This window comes from Pseudomonas sp. MH9.3, from assembly GCF_034354675.1.
In the GTDB taxonomy this organism is placed as follows: domain Bacteria; phylum Pseudomonadota; class Gammaproteobacteria; order Pseudomonadales; family Pseudomonadaceae; genus Aquipseudomonas.
In genome coordinates, this window is record NZ_CP133785.1 from 1,322,310 (window position 1) to 1,343,119 (window position 20,810).

The window sequence follows — 20,810 nt, forward strand, 5'->3', positions numbered from 1 at the left end:
ACAAGGGCACTAGCCCCAACGCATCACACTCAACAGCCATACCAGGGAGAGCGCGGACGCCACCCAGATGCTCCAGTCAGTAACGCCGATCACCAGCAAATGCAGGTAGGCGCTGCCGAGAAGACCGATAAACAAACGATCACCACGGGTGGTGCTGATCGGCAGAAACCCGCGCCGGGGGATGCTCGGCGAGCGCAGTTCCCAGGTGGTCATGCCCGCCAGAATCAGCGCGATGCCGCCAAAGAACAGTGCAGTAGGGGTGGTCCAGGCCATCCATTCCATCATCGACTCCTCAGACCCGGCCCAGGGCAAAGCCCTTGGCCACGTGGTTGCGAACAAACCAGATCACCAGCATGCCCGGCAGGATGGTCAACACGCCCGCTGCCGCCAATACGCCCCAGTCGATGCCCGACGCCGACACCGTGCGCGTCATCACCGCCGCAATCGGCTTGGCATTGACCGAGGTGAGCGTGCGCGCCAGCAGCAGTTCGACCCAGGAAAACATGAAGCAGAAAAACGCCGTGACGCCGATGCCGGAGCCGATCAGCGGGATAAAGATCTTCACAAAGAACTTGGGGAACGAGTAGCCGTCGATGTAGGCGGTTTCGTCGATTTCCTTGGGCACCCCGGACATGAAGCCCTCCAGGATCCACACCGCCAGCGGCACGTTGAACAGGCAATGCGCCAGCGCCACCGCGATATGCGTGTCGAACAGGCCAATGGAGGAATACAGCTGGAAAAACGGCAGCAGAAACACCGCCGGTGGCGCCATGCGGTTGGTCAGCAGCCAGAAGAACAGGTGCTTGTCGCCGAGGAACCGGTAGCGTGAAAACGCGTACGCCGCCGGCAGCGCCACACTCAGGGAGATCACCGTGTTCAGGCTCACGTAGTACAGCGAGTTGAGGTAGCCGGTGTACCAGCTCGGGTCGGTGAAGATCACCTTGTAGTTGGCCAGGGTGAAGTCCTGCGGAAACAGCGTCAGCCCGCCGAGGATTTCGGTGTTGCTCTTGAAGGACATGTTCAACAGCCAGTAGATCGGCACCAGCAGGAACAGGATGTAGATCAGCAGCGGTATGACCTTGCGTTTGCTCATGTTGGCGGCCTCAGCGGTTGGCGTCGGAGTGGGTCATGGCGGTGTAGAACAGCCAGGACACCAACAGGATGATCAGGAAGTACACCAGGGAAAACGCCGCCGCCGGGCCCAGGTCGAATTGGCCGACGGCCATCTGGGTCAGGGTCTGACTGAGGAAAGTGGTGGCGTTACCCGGCCCGCCGCCCGTCAACACGAAGGGCTCGGTGTAGATCATGAAGCTGTCCATGAAGCGCAGCATCACCGCGATCAGCAGCACGCTTTTCATCTTGGGCAGTTGGATGTGTCGGAACACCGCCCATGCCGACGCGCGATCGATCCGCGCCGCCTGGTAATACACATCCGGAATCGCGCGCAGGCCGGAGTAGCACAGCAGCGCCACCAGCGAGGTCCAGTGCCACACGTCCATCACCAGCACGGTGACCCAGGCGTCCGCCGTATTCGCCGCATAGTTGTAGCTGATGCCCAGGGCGTTGAGGCTGTAGCCGAGCAGGCCGATATCGGCGCGGCCGAAGATCTGCCAGATGGTGCCCACCACGTTCCACGGGATCAGCAAGGGAATCGCCAGGATGATCAACACCAGTGACGACCAGCGCCCCTTGGTCGGCATCGTCAGGGCGATGGCGATGCCCAGCGGGATTTCGATCAGCAGCACGCAGGCCGAATAGATGAACTGGCGCAGCAGCGAGTCGTGCAGGCGCGGGTCGAGCAGCACCTGTTTGTACCAGTCGGCGCCGACAAAATAGCGGCTGGACTGGTCGAAAATATCCTGCACCGAGTAATTGACCACGGTCATCATCGGGATCACCGCACTGAATGCCACCAGCAGGAACACCGGCAACACCAGCCACCAGGCCTTGTTGTTCTGCACCTTGTTCATGGCAGCACCTCCAGCAGGTAATCGTCGGCGTACAGCATCAGCCACTGCGCGGGAAAACTGATCGACACCGTGCCCTCGGGCACCGGCTTGTCTTCGGCCAGGCGCACCTTGAGCACCGCGCCGTCGAGCTTGAGGGTGATGATCTTGTAGGTGCCCAGGTCTTCCAGGTGCGTGACGTCGGCCTGCAGGGCGTCAGGGTTGTACTCGTCCCACACGTGGATGAATTCCGGGCGAATGCCCACCTGCAACTTCGTGTAGGGCGCGGTGGCGAGGCGCTGTTGCAGCGCCTCGGACAACGGCAGGTGCGTGCCGGCAAAGCGCACACCGCCCGCCTCGGCCTGCACCTCGATCAGGTTCATGCCGGGGCTGCCGATGAAGTAGCCGACAAAGGTGTGGCTGGGCCGCTCGAACAAGTCCCGTGGCGTACCAAACTGCACGATCTGCCCGCCGTACATCACCGCGATCTTGTCGGCGAAGGTCGAGGCCTCCAACTGGTCGTGGGTGACGTAGACCATGGTGATGTTGAACTGCTCATGAATCTGCTTGAGCTTGCGCCGCAGTTTCCACTTCAGGTGCGGGTCGATCACCGTCAACGGTTCGTCAAACAGGATCGCCGACACGTCGTCGCGCACCAGGCCACGGCCCATCGAGACCTTCTGTTTTTCGTCGGCGGTGAGGTTGCGTGCCTTCTTGCTCAGCAGGTTTTGCAGGTCAAGGACTTCGGCAATTTCCGCCACCTTGCTGTGAACCTTCGCCTCAGCCATGCCCTGGTTGCGCAGGGGGAAAGCCAGGTTGTCGAACACGGTCATGGTGTCGTACACCACCGGGAACTGGAACACCTGGGCGATGTTGCGTTTCTCCGGGGTGAGGTCGTTGACCACCTTGCCGTCGAACAGCACCTGGCCTTCGGACGGGCTGAGCAGGCCGGAGATGATATTGAGCAAGGTCGACTTGCCGCAGCCCGATGGCCCGAGCAAGGCATAGGCGCCGCCCTGCTCCCAGACGTGGTTCATGGCGCGAATCGCGTAGTCCTCGGGACCGACGGGCGCTGCGCTGTAGCTGTGCGCCAGGTTCTGCAAATGGATCTCGGCCATCAGGCAACCCTCGCGACACGGCGCCCGGGCGCCTGGACCAGGCGGCCCTCGGCATCGAACACAAACAGTTTATGGGTGGGGATATACACGCGGATCGGCGCGTCGACGTCGTATTCGTGCACCCCCGGCAAATGCAGCACCAGCAGGAAGTGCTCGCTGCGCACGTGCAGGAAGGTTTCCGAGCCGCTGATCTCGGCGACTTCCACCGTGACCGCCAGCTCCAGGTCGTCGTCGTTGCTCGGCACCAGGCTGATATGGCTGGGGCGCACACCGAAGCGGAATTCGCCTTCGCCGATGGGGCGCAGGTCGACGTTGAGCGGGAAGTGCACGAAGTTGGCGAAGCTCACTTCATTGCCGCTGATACGTCCGGGCATCAGGTTGATCGGCGGTTCGGAGAACAGTTCGGCGGCGAGTACGCTGTGCGGCTGGTGATAGACCTCGGCGGCCTTGCCGCTCTGGATCACCCGGCCTTCGTGCAGGATGGTGGTGGTGCCGCCCAGGGCCAGGGCTTCGTTGGGCTCGGTGGTGGCATAGATAGCGATGGTGTGGCGCGCCGCGAACAGCTCGCGCATTTCCTGACGCAGCTCTTCGCGCAGTTTGTAGTCCAGGTTCACCAGCGGCTCGTCGAACAGAATCAGCTCGGCGTCCTTGACCAGCGCGCGGGCCATGGCCGTGCGTTGCTGCTGGCCACCGGACAACTCCAGCGGGTGGCGCTTGAGGAACTTCTCGATGCGCAGCATGCGCGCGGTTTCCAGCACCTTGCTCTGGATCACGTCGTCCGCCACACCGGCCTGGCGCAGCGGCGAGGCGATGTTTTCGAACACGGTCATGGTCGGGTAGTTGATGAACTGCTGGTACACCATCGACACGTTGCGCAGGCGTACCGGCGTGTTCGTGACATCCACGCCGTGCATCAGGATGCGGCCGCTGTCGGGCTTGTCCAGCCCGGCCATCAGGCGCATCAGGCTGGTCTTGCCGGACAGGGTGCGGCCGAGCAAAACGTTGAAGGAACCGGCTTCGAAACGCAGGTTGGCGTCGTCGATCCAGGTGTGGCCTTCTACGACGCGGGAGACATGTTCCAGGGTCAATGACATGACACGACCTTTTTATTATTGGAATGAATCTGGCCACTCGTCAGAGCGAGTTTCGTGCCAATAACGGCAGGTGGTTGATCCGTAAGGAAATGGGGGGAACGTGGCGTTCAGGCTTGAACAGTCGGGCTGAACAACTGAACAGTTCGGGGTTGACAATGAACAGTGCTGAACAACACTTTATGGGCAATGAAGCTCAAATATGGCAGGGGCAGTGTGTCAGCTACCAATAAGCTGACTGACCCACCGTCATCGGGAGCAAGCCCCTCCCACATTGGCCTGATGACAACCCTTAGATTGTGCAAGCCCAATAACAATAAAAACAGCAGGTCGCCCCATGGCCGAACCCTTGTCCCACGACACCCTTATCCAGGAATCCTGGCGCCGTTGCCGCGCCTTTGGCCTGGACCACCAGAGCACGCCCAGCTTTGATCAACTGCCCGCCGAGGGCATCAGCCAATTGCTGGAAAGCCAGCATTCCCTGGTGCAGACCACCCATCAGGAAGTGCTGCCCTACTACGAGAACATCCTCAGCAATTCCAACTGCCTGATCATGCTGGCCGACAATCAGGGCCAGGTGCTGACGTCGTGGGGCACCCAGCGCTTCATCGAGCCCAAACTGGCTCGTGGCTTCAGCGCCGGCGCCAGCTGGATGGAGCGTTCCAGCGGCACCAACGCCATCGGCACCGCGCTGGCCTGTGCCCAGGCGGTGCACATCGAACACGATGAACACTTTCTCAAGGCCAACCGCTTCATGACCGGCTCCGCGGCGCCGATCTTCGATGCCCAGCGCGAGATCATCGCGGTGCTGGACGTCTCGAGCGACAGCTACCTGCCGCCCTCCCACACCCTGGGCATGGTCAAGATGATGAGCCAGACCGTGGAAAACCGTCTGATCCTCAACCTGTTTCGCGGCGAGCACTTTCAGTTGACCTTCAACACCGGCCTGAGCAACCTCGACAGCCAATGGGCCGGCCTGCTGATCTTCGATGAAAGCGGCCAGGTGCTCTCGGCCAACCGCCGCGCCGATAACCTGCTGGGCATCAGCCTGTCGCGGGTGATGATCGACAGCCTGTTCAAGGTGTCGTTGCTGGAGTTGCTCAATCAGCCCGAGGGCCTGCCGTTTTCGCTGCAAGCGGCGGGACGCAACCGCTTCCAGTGTTTACTCAAGCGCCCCAAACAGACACCGGTGCAGGCGCGCGTGTTTACCCAGCCGGCGGTGCCCAAGCCCGCTCCGATTGGCCTCAACACCCTGCATTTTGGCGATGTACGCGTGGAAAAAGCGGTACGCCAGGCCCAGCGCCTGCTGGAGAAGGACATCCCGCTGCTGATTCACGGCGAGACCGGAGTGGGCAAGGAAGTGTTCGTCAAGGCCCTGCACCAGGCCAGTTCCCGCAGCCGGCAGGCGTTTATTGCGGTGAACTGTGCGGCGATTCCCGCTGAGCTGGTGGAGTCGGAGCTGTTTGGCTATGAGAAAGGTGCGTTCACCGGCGCCAGCCAGAAAGGCAGCATCGGCCTGATTCGCAAGGCCGACAAAGGCACGTTGTTTCTCGACGAAATCGGCGACATGCCGCTGCCGACCCAGGCCCGCCTGCTGCGTGTGTTGCAGGAGCGCTGCGTACAGCCGGTGGGCAGCAGCGAGCTGTTCCCGGTGGACCTGCGCATTATCTCGGCGACCAACCGTGCGCTGCGCGAGCGGGTACAGGCCGGGCGTTTTCGTGAGGATTTGTACTACCGCATCGGCGGCCTGACCCTGGAGCTGCCGGCGCTGCGCGAACGTACCGACAAGCGCGCGTTGTTCCAGCAACTGTGGCAGCAGCATCGCGAGCCGGGCCAATGGGCCGGGCTGAGCGCCGAAGTGCTGGCGCTGTTCGAGCGCCACCCGTGGCCGGGCAACCTGCGCCAGGTGAGCAGCGTGTTGCAGGTGGCATTGGCCATGGCCGAGGAACAGCCGATTCGCGCCGAGCACCTGCCGGATGATTTTTTTGTGGATTTGAACAGGGAGGCGCCGCAGCCCGTCGCCGCGGGCATGGGCGACGACGCGGACCTGAACCAGCGCCTGAAGGCCGCCGGCGGCAATATTTCCCACCTGGCGCGGGAACTCGGGGTGAGCCGCAATACCCTCTACAAACGCCTGCGCCGTAACGAGCGCTGAGCTAGCGCGGCGTCACCACCACCAGCAGGTCGGTGAACGTCTGCACCTGGATCGGCAGGTTATCCGCCAACGCTGCGAGCGCGGCAGTCGTGTCATCGAGCTTGAACACACCGGAGACGCGCAGATCACCCAGGGCCTGGGGATCGAACCGCACCAGGCCATGGCGATAGCTGGCCAGGGTTTGCAGCACGTCGCTCAGTGGCTGGTCATTGACCTTGAGCAGGCCACGGGTCCAGGCATCCGGGTCGCTGCCGGGGGTGGCTTGTGCGGGCGTGGCGTGGCCGTGGTCAAGAATGGCACGCTCGCCCGCCATGACCTTGACGCCCTCCTCGGCCGCGCCTTTGACCGCCACGCTGGACTCGATCACGGTCACCACCGTGGTGCCGTCCGCCGCCCGCTTGACCAGATAGCGAGTGCCCAGCGCGGTGGCGCTGCCTTGGTCGGTGCGCACCACGAACGGCCGTTGCGCATCCTTGGCCACGTCCACCCACAGCTCGCCTTGCAGCAGTTCGAGCACCCGTTGATGGCCGTCAAATTTCACGTCCACCGCCGAGTTGCTGTTGAGCTGCAACTGGCTGCCGTCTTCCAGCACGATCTGGCGACGCTCGCCGACGGCGGTGCGCTGGTCGGCCATCCACACCGGCGCACGCTCCACACCCAGCCAGCCGCACAGCAACATCCCCAGCAAACCCACCACCTGGGCGCCGCGAGCGCGCCGGGGGGCAAATGCACGATTGAGGGCGACACGCGCCGGCTGCGCAGGCAGAGGGTCGAAGCTGCCCCACAACGACCGCATGCGTTCGATGGCCACCGCATGGCGTGGGTCGGCCTGGCACCAACGGTTGAACGCCTGGCGCTCGGCGTCGGTGACGTCTGCGTCGTGCAGGCGCGTCAGCCAGTTGGCCGCTTGCTGGATGATCTGTTCGGAACTCACGACAGCGGCTCCGCCCCATGCAGGCTGTGGTAGCAGTGCACCAGCGCGGTGGAGATGTAGTTTTTAACGGTGCTGGCGGACACGTGCAGGCGTTCGGCGATCTCGTGGTAGGTCAGCCCGTCGAGACGGCTCAGCAAAAAAGCTTCGCGGGTGTTGGCAGGCAGCCCGGCGAGCATCTCGGCAATCCGCTCGAGGGCTTGCAGGGCCACATGAATCGCTGCCGGGTCAGGCATGCCGGCGTCTTCGCACTGAATGACCAGCGCCTCCATATAGGCTCTTTCAATACGCCGACGCCGCGCGCCATCGATCAACAGCCGACCCGCCGTGGTCGCGAGAAAGGCGCGGGGCTCCTTGATCGCCTGCGGCTCGGCCAGCATCAGGACGCGGATGAACGCATCGTGAGCCAGGTCCGCGGCATGCTGCGAACAGCCCAGTTTGCGGCGCAACCAACCGTGCAACCAGCCATGATGCTCGCGGTACAGTGCCGTGAGTGTCTGCTGGCGGACAGAGTCGCCCAACGCGGCCGGAATCTCATGCATGCGCAAAAATTTCTCAAATGGGAAATGTTACCAATTGCGCGAACAATGCCAGCAAAACGGTGTGGGAGCAAGGCTCTCGATGGGCCATTCGCGTAAGGAAGCCTGTGGCAAGCCCTAGTGCCCATCAGTTGAGCGCAGATCCCCCTCCCACATTTAGTACCGGGTACCTGTGCCCCCTACAACACACTCCCCATCGCCTTCATCAACACCAGATCCCGCCCATAAATATCCGGCGCATACACCACCCCACCCTGACGATCCACCTCCACCGTCCAGTACCCCAGCAACACCGGCACCGGCGTCGCCAGTCTGAACTCATGGGTCACCCCTGTCGCCAACAGCTCATCGGTGCGCGCACGCTCGGCCGGACTCACCAGCAAATCGCGCAGCAGCAGCGGCTGCTCGACCCGCACACACCCCGAGCTGAACGCACGCGGGCCCTTGGTGAACAGCGGCTGGCTCGGCGTGTCGTGCAGGTACACCGAATACGGGTTGGGAAAACGCATCACGATCTTGCCCAGCGGGTTATGCGGCCCGGCCTGCTGACGCAGCAGGATGTTGCCCGGCCGCGCCCAGTCGATCTGCTCGGGCGCCAGCGGGCGGCCTTCCGGGTCGAGCACTTGCAGGTTCTGCTGACGCAGGTATTCGGGGTTCAGGCGGATGGCCGGGAGTTTGTCCTCGCGCATGATCGTAGGCGGGATGGTCCAGGTGGGGTTGAGGGTAAGCCGCGTGATACGTGACTTGAGCAGCGGCGTCTGGCGTTCGGCGCGGCCGACCTGCAGGCGCGTCTGCCACACCGGGATGCCGCTCTGGTACACGCTCAATTGCGCCGCCGCAACGTTGACCAGCACCCCTTCGGGCTCCAGGTCCTGGGCCAGCCAGCGAAAACGCTCAAGGTTGATGCGCAACTGTTCGCGGCGCATCGCCGGGCTGATGTTCAACTCGGCCACGGTGCCGGCGCCGATCACGCCATCGGACTGCAGCGAATGGCTGAGCTGGAACGCCTTGACCGCATTGACCAGTTCCGCGCGGTATTGCCTGGCGCTGCCCTTGGGTTCGCTGGCCAGGTAGCCACCGTGGTACAAGCGCCGCGCCAGTTCGGGCACGCGCGGGTCTTCCATGCCGGGGCGCAGCAGTGCGCCGCTGGCGACCGCGTCCCACTGCGGCAATGGCTGCTGGCGCACGCTGGAATAGACATTGCGCAGGCTGCGGTAGAGATCGGCGCTGGGCCGTGCCTGGTCGAACGCCTGCGCCATGTCCTGCAGGCCGGTGGCGGCAAATGCCAGCACCTCGAGCGTGGGATCGACGGTCGGCGGTTGGGCATGCCACAGCGGTTCGAAACGCGATTGCTGCAGGCGCCCGTAATGCAGGTCCTGCAGGGCTTGCAGGTAGTGACGGCTGGTGTCGATATCGCTGCACAGCACGTTGCTCGCGGCATCGGCAGTGGGCAGGCGGTAGTGATCGGGGTCCAGGCCGTCGTCGGCGAGCAGCTGCAACTGGGTGTTCAAGCCTTGCCGACGTTCATCGGCGGTCCACAGTGGCGTATCACCTTGCTGCTGGTAAAACGCTTGCAGGCGCGTAAGGGCGGAGGCGTCCACTTGCGCGGCGAAACCTGGGCAGACGCCGGGCAATTGCGCGAGGGCTTGTTGCACGGGGGCCAGCTCCACCGGGGCGGGCTCGACAACCGGTAATGCCTCCAGCGGCAGCTCGTCGGCTGTCGCGACCAGTGGTGCAACGATCAGGCAAAGGCTCAAGTAACATGCGTGTTTTTTGAACAATGACTTTGCTCCAATCCTACAGCGGGGGGGTATGTACTGTAGATGCTGACTTTTATATGTCGCCTCGGTTTCATGACGGTGACCATGGGCACTTTGAGCACTGTCGCGCTCGCCGCCAATGGCAACCCTCCCACGTTGTATAGCAGCCTGGCGCGCTCGGCTCCAGAACTCAATCCCACGGTATTGAAAAGCGCCCTGAGCGCGGTGCAATGCGCGGTCAACAACGGCGAGGAACGCTCCGAACGCCTGGCCGTGATCGACTACTCCCAGCCTTCTACCGCCCGTCGGCTGTGGATTTTCGACCTGCGCAAACGCACCCTGGTGCTGCGCGATCTGGTGGCCCACGGCGCCAACTCCGGGGAAAATTTCGCCACGCAGTTTTCCAACCTCGAAGGCAGCCACCAATCCAGCCTGGGCCTGTTCCGCACCCAGGAAAGCTACCTGGGCACCCATGGCTACTCGCTGCGCATGGACGGCCTGGAGCCGGGCTTCAATGACCTGGCCCGCGACCGCGCCCTGGTGATCCACGCCGCCGACTACGTCAGCCCGCTGTGGAGCAAGCGCGAAGGCCGTATCGGCCGCAGCCAGGGCTGCCCGGCGGTGCGTCCGCAGGTGGCGCGCCAGGTGGTCGACAAACTCAAGGATGGGCAGTTCATGTTCTCCTGGTATCCCGACCAGCGCTGGTTGAAGTCCTCGACCTACCTCAATTGCAAGCCCCAACAGGTGGCAACCAGTCGTACAATCCGTGGCGGTTAGCCTGTCCCCACCGAGATAAGAGAGCGTCCCATGCTTCTACACACGTCCACCTGGATCGAGATCGGCCAGTTTCTTGAACGCAGCCGCACGGTGGTCATCCCCATCGGTTCCAACGAGCAGCACGGCCCTACCGGCCTCTTGGGCACCGACTGGATGTGCCCGGAAATCATCGCCCATGAAGCACAAAAGCACGCCGATATGCTGATCGGTCCCACGTTCAATATCGGCATGGCCCAGCATCACCTGGGGTTCCCCGGCACTATCTCACTGCGCCCTTCCACTTTTATCGCCGCCATCGGCGACTGGGTGCGCTCACTGGCCGGGCATGGTTTCGAGAAGATCCTGTTTCTCAACGGCCACGGCGGCAACATCGCGACGATTGAAGCGGCGTTTTCCGAACTGTATGCCGAGGCCAGCTTCGCCCGTCGCCCGGCGGGGTTTGCCCTCAAACTGGTGAACTGGTGGGACCTGGAAGGCGTTACCGACCTGGCCCACCGTCAATTTCCAGTGGGCCATGGCAGCCATGCCACGCCTTCGGAGATTGCCGTGACGCAGTGGGCGTATCCGGAGTCGATCAAGTCCGCCGACTATTCGCCGCAGATCGCCAACACCGGGCCGATCCGCGAAGCACTGGACTTCCGCGCCCGCTTCCCCGACGGTCGGATGGGCTCGGACCCGGCACTGGCGACGGTGGAGAAAGGCGGTGAACTGGTGGCATTGGCGGCCCGGGGGCTGGTCAAGACCGTGAACAGTTTCAGCAACGAAGCACGTATTTAATCTAGCGCAGCACACTGGAGCCTCTGTGAAGAGCAGGCTTGTTGTGGCGAGCGGGCTTGCCCTAATGCCAGTCAGTTAAGCGCAGATTCCCTGTGGCGAGCAGGCTTGTCCTGCGTTGGGCTGCGCAGCAGCCCCAAAACCAGACGCTGAGCCGTATCAGGTACACCGCGTTTTACTTGATTGGGGGCGCTTCGCACCCCAACGCGGGGCAAGCCCGCTCGCCACAATAAGCCCACACATTTTCCTTAACTGAACGGCATTAGGGCTTGCCCCAATGCCGTTCAGTTAAGCGCAGCTCCCCTGTGGGAGCGGCGGTGCTACGATTCGACTTGCCCGCGAAAGCGGTGGGTCTTCAACATCAATGTTTGCTGGGCCGACGCCATCGGGAGCAAGCCCCCTCCCACATTTTGTACAGCGTTCGGCAGACCATTTCGGTCGGCTCTCAGGCCGCCGCGCTTTTGCTTTTGATCTGGAAGCGCCCCGTCAAACACGCTGGCCGAACGCAGGTTTTGGAGCCTGGGCGAGGTGCCGAGTGTTGGGGCAAGAGCGTTTTGCTTACTTTTGCGCTTTTCAAAAGTGAGCCGCCGTAAGGGCGGAACCCTAAGTCGTCGTTACCGCAGAAACGGATAGGTACACCGAAAAATCGTCTTCGCGAGCAAGTCGAATCGTCGCTTGGGGGCTGCTGCGCAGCCCAACGCGGGGCAAGCCCTAATGCCGTTCAGTTAAGCGCAGATTCCCTGTGGCGAGCAGGCTTGTCCTGCGTTGGGCTGCGCAGCAGCCCCAAAACCAGACGCTGAGCCGTATCAGGTACACCGCGTTTTGCTCGATTGGGGGCGCTTCGCACCCCAACGCGGGGCAAGCCCGCTCGCCACAGGATGCGTTCGCCTATGACTGTGCGGGCAAACCCGAACGTTATTGGCACGCCTTCGCCGCCAGCTCAAGCCGCGACGGCTTGATCGCCGAAACCACCGGCTTGCGCTCATACAACGAGACCTTGGTGCCGTCCTGGGACTTGTACACCTCGAGTACATCGTCGGCAGCAATCTTGCTGCTCAACAACACCGTGGCGTGACGCGAGTTCTGCGTCACGGTGGCGGTGATGCCGTGTTTCTCAAGCTCAGGCAACAGGCACTGCACGTAGGCTTGCGGGGGCTTGGCCGTTTGCAGCGTGAGGGACGGAGCGTTAGGGGCGGAAATACAGCCGCCCAGCGCCAACGCCATGACCGGTACGAAAAAAGAGCGCATACACCTTCCTGCATCGATAAAAGAAAAATCCACTGCAATCCGCGCGCAGAGTCTACGCCAGCAACGCGTGCCAGCAAATGGCCCGTACGCTGATCACCGGCGGTCGCCGGAGTGGATCACGCGCTGATTGTCCCTGTTCCCTGAAAAAACAGAACTTGCGATGCATGATGGTGACTATTATCTGAACCGATAATGCACCGCCTATAACGATAAGGACCACGCCATGAAGCCCCACCAGAAGACCTTCGACCGCATCCGCGAAGCCGTATTGCCGGAGTTTCGCGAGCGGATCGCCGACTACCTGGTCGAGTATGAAAACGTGCTTCAGAACGCCGCCGCCGATGCCCAACACGTGCACGCCAGCGCCCAGCAGTTGCGGGGCTACCTGCGCGGCCTGAACACCACGCGGGTGCTGGGCATGGCGGACTGGGAAGACCTGGACCGGCGGGTCGCGCACATCATTGAACGCCCTGCGGCCCAGGGCGTTGCAGATTGACCCATGCCTGCACCGAGGGCCGCTGCCACTGACGCTGCGCATACGCCACCAGTTCGCCGGGCACGCGGTCACCATTGAGGATCAGGCGGTTGAGCATCACGGCCAGGTCGACGTCGGCAATCGACCACTCACCGAACAGGTTCTCCGGGTGCCCCGCCAGCAGCCCCTGCGCCGCGCTGATCAGCTTGCGCGCGGCCGCTTCGGCCAGCGGCGACAACGGCGGCAGGGTCTGACCGCAAAACACCACCAGCGTCGACCGTTCCTGACGAATGGGCAGCAAGTCGCTACGTAACCAGGCCTGCACCTGCCGCGCCCTCGCCCGCTGCAGCAAATCGGATGGGTACACGGTTATTGCAGGATAAGCCGCGTCCAGGTATTCGCAGATCGCCGACGATTCAGACAGTGCAAAGTCGCCCTCAACCAGCGTCGGCACACGCTGGGTCAGGGACAGCCGGGCAAAGTCCGCCGCCTGGTTTTGCGCCGCGTCCAGGTCCAGGGTGACGGTGTCGAAGGCCAGGCCTTTTTCCCGCAGAGTGACGAACACCGACATGGCATAAGGGCTGGTGAACAGCGAGTCGACATACAGACGCAGCGGACCTTGGTGCATGGGCGTTCTCCTTCAGGTGAGTCGCCACGCTACGAGATGTACCGCGATAAAGACAATGCAGGGTTTTTATGGGGCCATTCCAGGCGGGAATAGCACGCCAACGCTCAGCCATAATGTTATAGGATAACGCCATCTTCCCGCCCAGCCCTGCGATCCTGCCCATGACTGACGCTGTTCCCCTACGCCAACGCCTCCTCTCCATCGACGCCCTGCGCGGCCTGGTGATGCTGTTCATGTTGCTCGACCATGTGCGCGAGACGTTCCTGATGCACCGCCAGGTCGGCGACCCCATGAGCATCGACAGCACCGAGCCTGCGCTGTTTGTGAGCCGTACCCTGGCCCATTTGTGCGCGCCGGTGTTTGTATTGCTCACCGGTTTATCGGCCTGGCTTTATGGCCAGAAATACCAGGGCACTCGCGATGTGTCGGCGTTTCTGTTCAAGCGCGGGCTGTTTCTGGTGGTGCTGGAGTTCACCCTGGTCAGCTTTGCGTGGACCTTCCAGTTGCCGCCCAGCGTGATCTATCTGCAGGTGATCTGGGCAATCGGCCTCAGCATGATCGCCCTCGCCGCGCTGGTGTGGTTGCCGCGACCGCTGCTGATCACCCTGGCACTGCTGATCATTGGCGGGCACAACCTGCTCGACGGCGTGCACTTCGCGCAAGGGTCGGCGCTGCAACATGCCTGGTCCATCCTGCACGAACGCAGTTGGATCGACATAAGCGACAGCCTGCGCCTGCGCGTCACTTATCCGGTATTGCCGTGGATCGGCGTGATTGCCCTGGGTTACGGGCTGGGGCCGTGGTTTGCCACAGGCATGCCCCCGGCGTTGCGTCAGCGTTATCTGCTGCTGGGCGGCGTTGGCGCGTTGGTGGGGTTCGTGCTGTTGCGGGCCTTCAACGGGTATGGCGAAAAGCCGTGGCACACCTATGACACTGGTGTGCAGACGTTGATGAGTTTTTTCAACATGACCAAGTACCCGCCTTCGCTGCTGTTTCTGGCATTGACCCTGGGGATCGGTTTGCTGCTGTTGCTGGCGTTTGAACGCGCCGGGCACAAGCGCTGGATCGGCGTGCTGGCCGTGTTTGGTTCGGCGCCGATGTTCTTCTACCTGCTGCACCTTTACGTGCTGAAAGTGCTGTATATCGCCTGCGTCGCCCTGTTCGGCCTCAACCACGGCACCTACTTCGGTTTCGACAGCGTTGGCGCAATCTGGCTCGTCGCCCTGCTGCTGCCGTTGGCGCTGTACCTGCCGGTGCGCTGGTTTGCCGGTCTCAAGGCACGCCGTCGCGACCTCGCCTGGCTTAAATACTTCTGACACACAGGGAGGCTCAGCGACCGGGCTTTTAGTGGCGAGCAGGCTTGTCCTGCGTTGGGCTGCGCAGCAGCCCCAAAACCAGTCTCCGCGCAGTATCAGGTATACCGAGGGTTTCTTGATTGGGGGCGCTTCGCACCCCAACGCGGGGCAAGCCCGCTCGCCACAATAAGCCAGCTCGTCACAACAGACCGGCTCGTCACAGAGGCCGAGGGTTGCTGCGCGACAGCGCCAAGTCGCCGATTTAACGGGGGCTCCCACACTTTTTACCGCGTTACGCCAGTTCGGCACGCAGTTGCCGGGCGGCCGTCACCATGTGAATCAACGCCGCTTCCGTCTCCGGCCATGCCCGCGTTTTCAGCCCGCAATCGGGGTTGACCCACAGGCGCTCAGCCGGAATGCGTTTGGCGGCCTTGCGCAGCAGGTTGGCCATTTCCGAGGCATCCGGCACCCGCGGTGAGTGAATGTCGTAGACGCCCGGGCCGATGTCATTCGGGTAAGCGAACACTTCGAACGCCTCCAGCAACTCCATGTCCGAACGCGAGGTTTCGAGGGTGATCACGTCCGCATCCATCGCCGCGATGGACTCGATCACATCATTGAACTCGCTGTAGCACATGTGGGTGTGGATCTGGGTTTCATCCCGCACACCCGAGGCGCACAGGCGGAACACTTCAGTGGCCCAGTCCAGGTAGCCCTGCCACTGCGCCCGGCGCAGCGGCAAGCCTTCGCGAAAGGCCGCTTCGTCGATCTGCACGATCCTGATGCCGGCGGCTTCCAGGTCGACCACTTCGTCACGGATCGCCAGCGCCAATTGGCGGGCCTGCACTTCGCGGCTCACGTCTTCGCGCGGGAACGACCACATCAGCATGGTCACCGGGCCGGTCAGCATGCCCTTCATGACCTTGCGGGTCAGGCCCTGGGCGTAGCGGATCCACTCCACCGTCATCGCCTTCGGGCGGCTCAGGTCGCCGACGATCAGCGCCGGTTTCACGCAGCGCGAACCATAGCTCTGCACCCAGCCAAAACGGGTGAACGCGTAGCCGTCCAGTTGCTCGGCGAAATACTCGACCATGTCGTTACGCTCGGCCTCGCCGTGTACCAGCACGTCCAGGCCGAGGTGTTCCTGCACTTCAACGGCGTGCTTGATCTCGCTGTGCATCGCGTCAACGTAGTCGGCTTCGCTCAACCGGCCCGCCTTGTACGACTGTCGCGCCAAACGGATCGAGGCGGTTTGCGGGAACGAACCGATGGTGGTGGTCGGGAACAGCGGCAGGTTGAGACCGGCGCGTTGTTTCTCGATACGTTGGGCAAACGGCGACGGACGCTGACTGTGCTCGGCGGTTATCGCCGCCACGCGGGTCTGGACGGCCGGTTTGTGGATACGCGGCGACGCGGCACGGCTGGTCTGCGCCGCGCGGCTTTCAGCCAGCGCCGCCAGTACGTTCGGCGCTTCAGGCGCGTTGACGGCCTGGGCCAACACCGCCACCTCCGCGCATTTCTGCACGGCAAATGCCAGCCAGCTATTCAGCTCGGCATCCAGCTGGTCCTCGCGGCTCAGGTCAACCGGGCAGTGCAACAGCGAGCAGGACGGCGCCACCCACAAGCGCTCACCCAGACGTTCATGGGCGTGCTGCAAGGTGGCCAGGGCCTGTTCAAGGTCGCTGCGCCACACGTTACGGCCGTTGACGATGCCCAGGGACAGCACCTTGTAACCCGGCACGCGGTCAAGAATGGTCGGGTATTGCTCCGGCGCACGTACCAGGTCGATGTGCAGGCCGTCGACCGGCAGGTTCGCGGCCAGGCCAAGATTCTCTTCCAGGCCGCCGAAATAGGTGGCGAGCAGTTTTTTCAGCGGGTCGCGCTGGATCAGGTTATAGGCGCGCTCAAAGGCATTCTTCCACGCCTGCGGCAGGTCGAGCACCAGGATCGGTTCGTCGATCTGCACCCACTCAACGCCCAGGTCCGCCAGGCGCTGAAAAATCTGCCCGTACAAAGGCAGCAGGCGATCCAGCAAGTCGAGCTTGTCGAAGTCGGCGCCCTTGGCCTTGCCCAGCCACAGGTAGGTCAGCGGGCCGATCACCACCGGTTTGACGGTGTGCCCCAGCTCGCGCGCTTCCTGCACTTCTTCGAACAGCTGCTCCCAACCCAGCTGGAATTGCTGATCCGCGCTGAACTCGGGTACCAGGTAGTGATAGTTGGTATCGAACCATTTGGTCATTTCCTGGGCGTGGGCGCCGCCGCAGCACGCGTCGCTGACGCCCCGGGCCATGCCGAACAGGGTGTTCAGCGTGGCCTTGCCGTCCGCCGGGCGGAAGCGCTCGGGGATCACGCCGAACATCAGCGAGTGGGTCAGTACCTGGTCATACCAGGCGAAATCGCCGGCAGGCAGCAGGTCGATTCCGGCGTCTTTCTGCAGTGCCCAGTGCGCCTTGCGCAGGTCACGGCCAACGGCGCGCAGGCCGGCTTCGTCGAGCTCACCCTTCCAGAACGCTTCCTGCGCTTTTTTCAATTCACGATCGCGTCCAATGCGTGGAAACCCGAGGGAATGAGCGACTGCCATGACGTGCAACTCCAATGTCGATAAAGATGGCAGCCATTGTCGACAGACTTTTAGAATGAAACAAACTCATTAAATTGCAGACCGTCACAAGTTTTACTCATGTTGCATTCAGGTGCAGATAGAACCCGTGGAGCATGAACCCGGCACAGGCCGCCAGCGCCAATCCCATGCAGCGGTTGAACCAGGTAAACGCCGCCGCCCCGCTGATGCGCCGTCCCAGCAGTGCACCGAGCAACGCGTAGACCCAGGGCGCCCCCACGGCGCCCAATCCCAGCAAGGCCGACACGCCAAAGATGGAGGCGCCGGTGATATGCGCCGCCGGCAGCATCACACTGGTGATCGGCAACACCGCCACAATGCCCTTGGGGTTGAGCAGTTGGATCACCAGCCCGTTGCAGAAGGTGAGCGCCTTGCTCGGCGCGGTTGAATCCTCTTCAACCACCGTACGCGCGGTGAACACCTGGTACGCGAGGTACAGCGTGTAGGCGCCGCCGATCAACGAGATATAGGGCAGCGCCGCCTGGGAAACGATCGCTTCACCGGTGTAGCCAAACAGCACGAACATCAGCAGCATGGCGCAGCCCACGCCCAGGTAGAAACCGCTGGATCGACGCAGTTTGCCGGTGAGCCCGGCGTTCAGGCCCATCAGGTTGACGGGCCCCGGGCTGTACATGACGCTGAAGGCGTAGAGAAAAATGTCCATGGCAGACCTGCAAGAGAAGGAGTGCGGCGAGTCTATCCAGGCGCATGTCGCTCAATCTTGTACGTTTGTGGTAGGTGATCGGGCATTCATTACGCGTACTATGCTGCCAAACAAATACTCAAATGAGCCCCCATGATCAAAGCCAGCCTGCGTAGTCACCTGACCCTGTGGTTTGCCGGTCTGTCATTGCTCACCTTGTTGAGCGTGGGCTTCTACGTAGGCCATATCGCCACCGAGCAGATGAAGCAGGCCAGCGGCAATGCGCTGCTGAGCACGGCGCGCTCCACGGCGGCGCTGCTGGCCGTGCAGTTGCGCGAGCGTCAGCTGGAAGTCTCGCTGCTGAGCCGGGCGCCGTTGTTTCGCCGCGGCGATCTGGATCAGCCGGATATCCTCACCTTGATGGAACTGCGCACCCGCTCGCGCGCCGAGTACGCATGGATGGGCGTGGCCGACGCAGACGGCCGCGTGCGCCAGGCGGCGAACGGGCTGCTGGTGGGCCAGTCGGTCGGCCAGCGCCCCTGGTTCCAGGCCGGCATGCGCGGTGAATACACCGGTGATCCCCACGAGGCCGTGATGCTGGCCAAGCTGCTGCCGGGCTCGGGCAATGGCGAACCGTTGCGCTTCATCGATTTCGCCGCGCCGCTGCTTAATGCCCAGGGCGAGACCATTGGTGTGCTGGGCGCCCACGCGCACTGGCGCTGGATCACGCAGATCGTCGATTCGGCCGTGATGCAAAAAGATGCGTTTCCCGAGATCGAAGCGCTGATCGTCGATTTCGACGGCAAGGTGCTGTATCCCGAACTGCTCGCCGGTGAACAGATGGCCACAGACAAACTGAACACCGCGTCCGGCTGGTCCACGGGCAAGGGCTATGTCACCGCATCGGTCGCGGTGCCCAGCCCGTCCAACGCCAAAGTGACCTGGTACATCATGCTGCGCCAACCCCTGGACGTCGCGCTGCAACCGGCGCGCACGCTGCTCTACAAACTGCTGCTGCTCGGCGTGCTCGCCGCGCTGGTGTTTGTGCTGGCGGCTTATTACCTGGCCGCCTCCCTCAGCCGCCCCATCGAGCGCCTGGCCAGGTCCGCCAAACTCGTGCAGGACCAGCAGCCCGGCGCCATATTCCCGCAGGATCACGCGGTAGTGGAGATCGCTCAACTGGGCCGTTCACTCACCGGCATGACCCAATCGCTGCTGGCCAAAGAGCGTCAGTTGCAGGAGGCCAATGCCTCTCTCGAGGCGACTGTTGCGCAACGCACCGCCGACCTCACCCAGGCCAATGCCGAACTGCTCAAGCTCGCCACCCACGATGCACTGACCGGCGTGTACAACCGCCGCCGCTTCGATGAAAAACTGGCTGAAAGCAGCCTGCTGTTCCAACGCACCGGGCGTACCTTTGCCCTGCTGCTGATCGATGCCGACCACTTCAAGCAGGTCAACGACACTTACGGCCATGCCGTGGGCGATGACGTGCTGCGCCAACTCGCCCTACTGATCAAGAGCACCACCCGCGTCACGGACTTTGTTGCACGTTACGGCGGCGAGGAATTTGCGGTGTTGCTGCCGACGGTCGAAGCCCCCGACAGCCCCGACGTGGTGGCCGAGAATATCCGCGCGGCGATTGCCGAAGCGATGTTTGAAGGGGTTGGGCAGGTCACAGTGAGCATCGGCGTGAGCGTCGCCGAACCGTCAGACCGCGATACCCGCGCCCTGCTGACCCGCGCCGATCTGCAGTTGTATGAAGCAAAAGCGGCAGGCCGTAATCGGGTCGCCCCTGTCAGATAATCTGCCCCGCACGCCATTTCAGACAATCACCCCTGTGGCGAGCGGGCTTGCCCCGCGTTGGGGGCAAGCCTGCTCGCCACAGGGAATCTTCGCTTAACTGAACGGCATTAGGGCAAGCCCGCTCGCCACAACAAGCCCGCTTGCCAAAGGGGTTTTGAATGCTCAGTCAATCAATCCCTGGGCGTCATAAAACGGATACGGCCCCGGGTACTCCCCGAACACGCCGTTGTGGCTGACCAACCCCTGCTGCGCCTCCCAGCGATGCAACAGATACCCCGCCGGTTCCAGGTTGAAATGCGCCGGGGCCGCGTCCTGCAGATCCAGCACAATCTGATGGGACGTGCCGGGGCATACGCAACTGAGGCTGCCACCGAAACGCCGCTGCATGGGCCGGTGCAGGTGACCGCACAACAGGCGTTCCACCTGCGGATGGCGGGCGATCACTTGCTCAAGCGCAGCGGCATTGATAAAGGGCTCACGGTCCATATGGCCGATGCCGCTGATGAACGGCGGGTGGTGCAGGATCAGCAGCGTCGGCGCATCCGGGCGCAGCGCCAGTTGGGCGTCGAGCCACTGCAACTGGCTATCGAGCAACTGCCCGCCGTGGCTGCCGGGGATGGTCGAGTCCAGTCCGATCAGGCGCAGCGGATGGTCATCCACCACCCAGTCCAGGGGTGCCTGCGCCGACCGTGGCAAGTAGGCGTGGTCGGCAAACGCGTCCAGCAACGGCCCGCGTGTGTCGTGATTACCGGGCACGAGGTAGCAAGGCATGTGCAGGCGCGCGAGTTCCGGGTGCAGCACCGCGTACTCATCGGCGCGGCCGAAGTCCACCAGGTCGCCGCTGATCACCACGATATCGGGGCGCGGGTGGCTGGCGTTCAGGTGGTCGACGGCACGGCGCAGCGCGCCCAGGGTATCCACTACGCCATAGGTCAGGCGCTGACCGGCCTTGAGGTGCAGGTCGCTGATTTGCGCAACCAGAAATGGACTGTTCACAGGCAAAC

The 20,810-nt window shown here is 62.9% G+C and carries 19 protein-coding genes; 6 read left to right on the top strand and 13 right to left on the bottom strand.

The window, feature by feature from the left end:
* Positions 1-9 precede the first annotated feature (9 nt).
* Genes RHM60_RS05435 through RHM60_RS05455 form a run of 5 tightly spaced genes read right to left on the bottom strand, consistent with a single transcriptional unit; the run spans position 10 to position 4,158 of the window.
* Complete coding sequence (locus RHM60_RS05435; protein WP_003232363.1) at positions 10-282, bottom strand: DUF2160 domain-containing protein; 273 nt, start codon at positions 280-282, stop codon at positions 10-12.
* Positions 283-292: 10 nt separating this feature from the next.
* The gene (locus RHM60_RS05440; protein WP_003174634.1) at positions 293-1,093 is read right to left on the bottom strand and encodes a carbohydrate ABC transporter permease; all 801 of its coding nucleotides are present in this window, start codon (positions 1,091-1,093) and stop codon (positions 293-295) included.
* 10 nt (positions 1,094-1,103) lie between these two features.
* The gene (locus RHM60_RS05445; RefSeq protein ID WP_017735078.1) at positions 1,104-1,970 is read right to left on the bottom strand and encodes a carbohydrate ABC transporter permease; all 867 of its coding nucleotides are present in this window, start codon (positions 1,968-1,970) and stop codon (positions 1,104-1,106) included.
* Entirely contained in the window at positions 1,967-3,064 is a 1,098-nt protein-coding gene (locus RHM60_RS05450) for an ABC transporter ATP-binding protein (protein ID WP_209982618.1), read from the bottom strand. Before RHM60_RS05450 ends, RHM60_RS05445 begins: the two co-directional genes overlap by 4 nt.
* A complete protein-coding gene (locus RHM60_RS05455; protein ID WP_209982621.1) occupies positions 3,064-4,158 on the bottom strand; it encodes an ABC transporter ATP-binding protein in 1,095 nt (364 codons plus the stop codon). Before RHM60_RS05455 ends, RHM60_RS05450 begins: the two co-directional genes overlap by 1 nt.
* 334 nt (positions 4,159-4,492) lie before the next feature.
* Between RHM60_RS05455 and RHM60_RS05460 the strand changes: the two genes are divergently transcribed.
* Positions 4,493-6,310 carry a sigma-54-dependent Fis family transcriptional regulator gene (locus RHM60_RS05460; RefSeq protein ID WP_322213882.1) on the top strand — a complete coding sequence of 606 codons (1,818 nt, stop codon included), beginning with the start codon at positions 4,493-4,495 and terminating at the stop codon, positions 6,308-6,310.
* A 1-nt stretch (position 6,311) separates the two neighbouring features.
* Here RHM60_RS05460 and RHM60_RS05465 read toward each other — a convergent pair whose 3' ends face one another.
* The 3 genes from RHM60_RS05465 to RHM60_RS05475 form a co-directional block, all read right to left on the bottom strand.
* On the bottom strand, positions 6,312-7,244 hold the full coding sequence (locus RHM60_RS05465; protein WP_322213883.1) for a FecR family protein: 933 nt from the start codon (positions 7,242-7,244) through the stop codon (positions 6,312-6,314).
* On the bottom strand, positions 7,241-7,783 hold the full coding sequence (locus RHM60_RS05470) for a sigma-70 family RNA polymerase sigma factor (protein WP_209982628.1): 543 nt from the start codon (positions 7,781-7,783) through the stop codon (positions 7,241-7,243). The genes RHM60_RS05465 and RHM60_RS05470 overlap by 4 nt, the downstream gene beginning before the upstream one ends.
* 176 nt (positions 7,784-7,959) lie before the next feature.
* Complete coding sequence (locus RHM60_RS05475; RefSeq protein WP_322213884.1) at positions 7,960-9,561, bottom strand: L,D-transpeptidase family protein; 1,602 nt, start codon at positions 9,559-9,561, stop codon at positions 7,960-7,962.
* A 42-nt stretch (positions 9,562-9,603) separates the two neighbouring features.
* Here RHM60_RS05475 and RHM60_RS05480 point away from each other — a divergent pair, with 42 nt between their 5' ends.
* A complete protein-coding gene (locus RHM60_RS05480) occupies positions 9,604-10,317 on the top strand; it encodes a murein L,D-transpeptidase catalytic domain family protein (protein ID WP_209982631.1) in 714 nt (237 codons plus the stop codon).
* Between the two features lie 30 nt (positions 10,318-10,347).
* On the top strand, positions 10,348-11,094 hold the full coding sequence (locus tag RHM60_RS05485) for a creatininase family protein (RefSeq protein ID WP_322213885.1): 747 nt from the start codon (positions 10,348-10,350) through the stop codon (positions 11,092-11,094).
* Positions 11,095-12,006: 912 nt separating this feature from the next.
* Here RHM60_RS05485 and RHM60_RS05490 read toward each other — a convergent pair.
* On the bottom strand, positions 12,007-12,339 hold the full coding sequence (locus RHM60_RS05490; protein WP_322213886.1) for a hypothetical protein: 333 nt from the start codon (positions 12,337-12,339) through the stop codon (positions 12,007-12,009).
* 223 nt (positions 12,340-12,562) lie between these two features.
* On the opposite strand from RHM60_RS05490, the gene RHM60_RS05495 reads away from it, so the two are divergent.
* Positions 12,563-12,835 carry a hypothetical protein gene (locus RHM60_RS05495; RefSeq protein ID WP_209982637.1) on the top strand — a complete coding sequence of 91 codons (273 nt, stop codon included), beginning with the start codon at positions 12,563-12,565 and terminating at the stop codon, positions 12,833-12,835.
* Here RHM60_RS05495 and yfcF read toward each other — a convergent pair.
* A complete protein-coding gene (gene yfcF, locus RHM60_RS05500) occupies positions 12,798-13,442 on the bottom strand; it encodes a glutathione transferase (protein ID WP_322213887.1) in 645 nt (214 codons plus the stop codon). The two genes, RHM60_RS05495 and yfcF, sit on opposite strands and share 38 nt — an antisense overlap.
* Before the next feature lie 161 nt (positions 13,443-13,603).
* Between yfcF and RHM60_RS05505 the strand changes: the two genes are divergently transcribed.
* Complete coding sequence (locus tag RHM60_RS05505; protein ID WP_322213888.1) at positions 13,604-14,758, top strand: DUF1624 domain-containing protein; 1,155 nt, start codon at positions 13,604-13,606, stop codon at positions 14,756-14,758.
* 271 nt (positions 14,759-15,029) lie between these two features.
* Here the strand turns inward: RHM60_RS05505 and metE are convergent, their stop codons facing one another.
* Positions 15,030-17,318, bottom strand: coding sequence for a 5-methyltetrahydropteroyltriglutamate--homocysteine S-methyltransferase (metE, locus tag RHM60_RS05510; protein WP_322213889.1), 2,289 nt, complete (start codon positions 17,316-17,318; stop codon positions 15,030-15,032).
* 97 nt (positions 17,319-17,415) lie between these two features.
* Positions 17,416-18,021 (bottom strand): LysE family translocator, encoded by a 606-nt coding sequence (locus RHM60_RS05515; RefSeq protein ID WP_322213890.1) that lies wholly within the window; start codon positions 18,019-18,021, stop codon positions 17,416-17,418.
* A gap of 132 nt (positions 18,022-18,153) precedes the next feature.
* Here RHM60_RS05515 and RHM60_RS05520 point away from each other — a divergent pair, with 132 nt between their 5' ends.
* Positions 18,154-19,806, top strand: a complete 1,653-nt coding sequence (locus tag RHM60_RS05520; protein ID WP_322213891.1) for a sensor domain-containing diguanylate cyclase — start codon at positions 18,154-18,156, stop codon at positions 19,804-19,806.
* Between the two features lie 162 nt (positions 19,807-19,968).
* Here the strand turns inward: RHM60_RS05520 and RHM60_RS05525 are convergent, their stop codons facing one another.
* Positions 19,969-20,802, bottom strand: coding sequence for a phosphodiesterase (locus RHM60_RS05525; protein ID WP_322213892.1), 834 nt, complete (start codon positions 20,800-20,802; stop codon positions 19,969-19,971).
* Between the last annotated feature and the right edge of the window lie 8 nt (positions 20,803-20,810).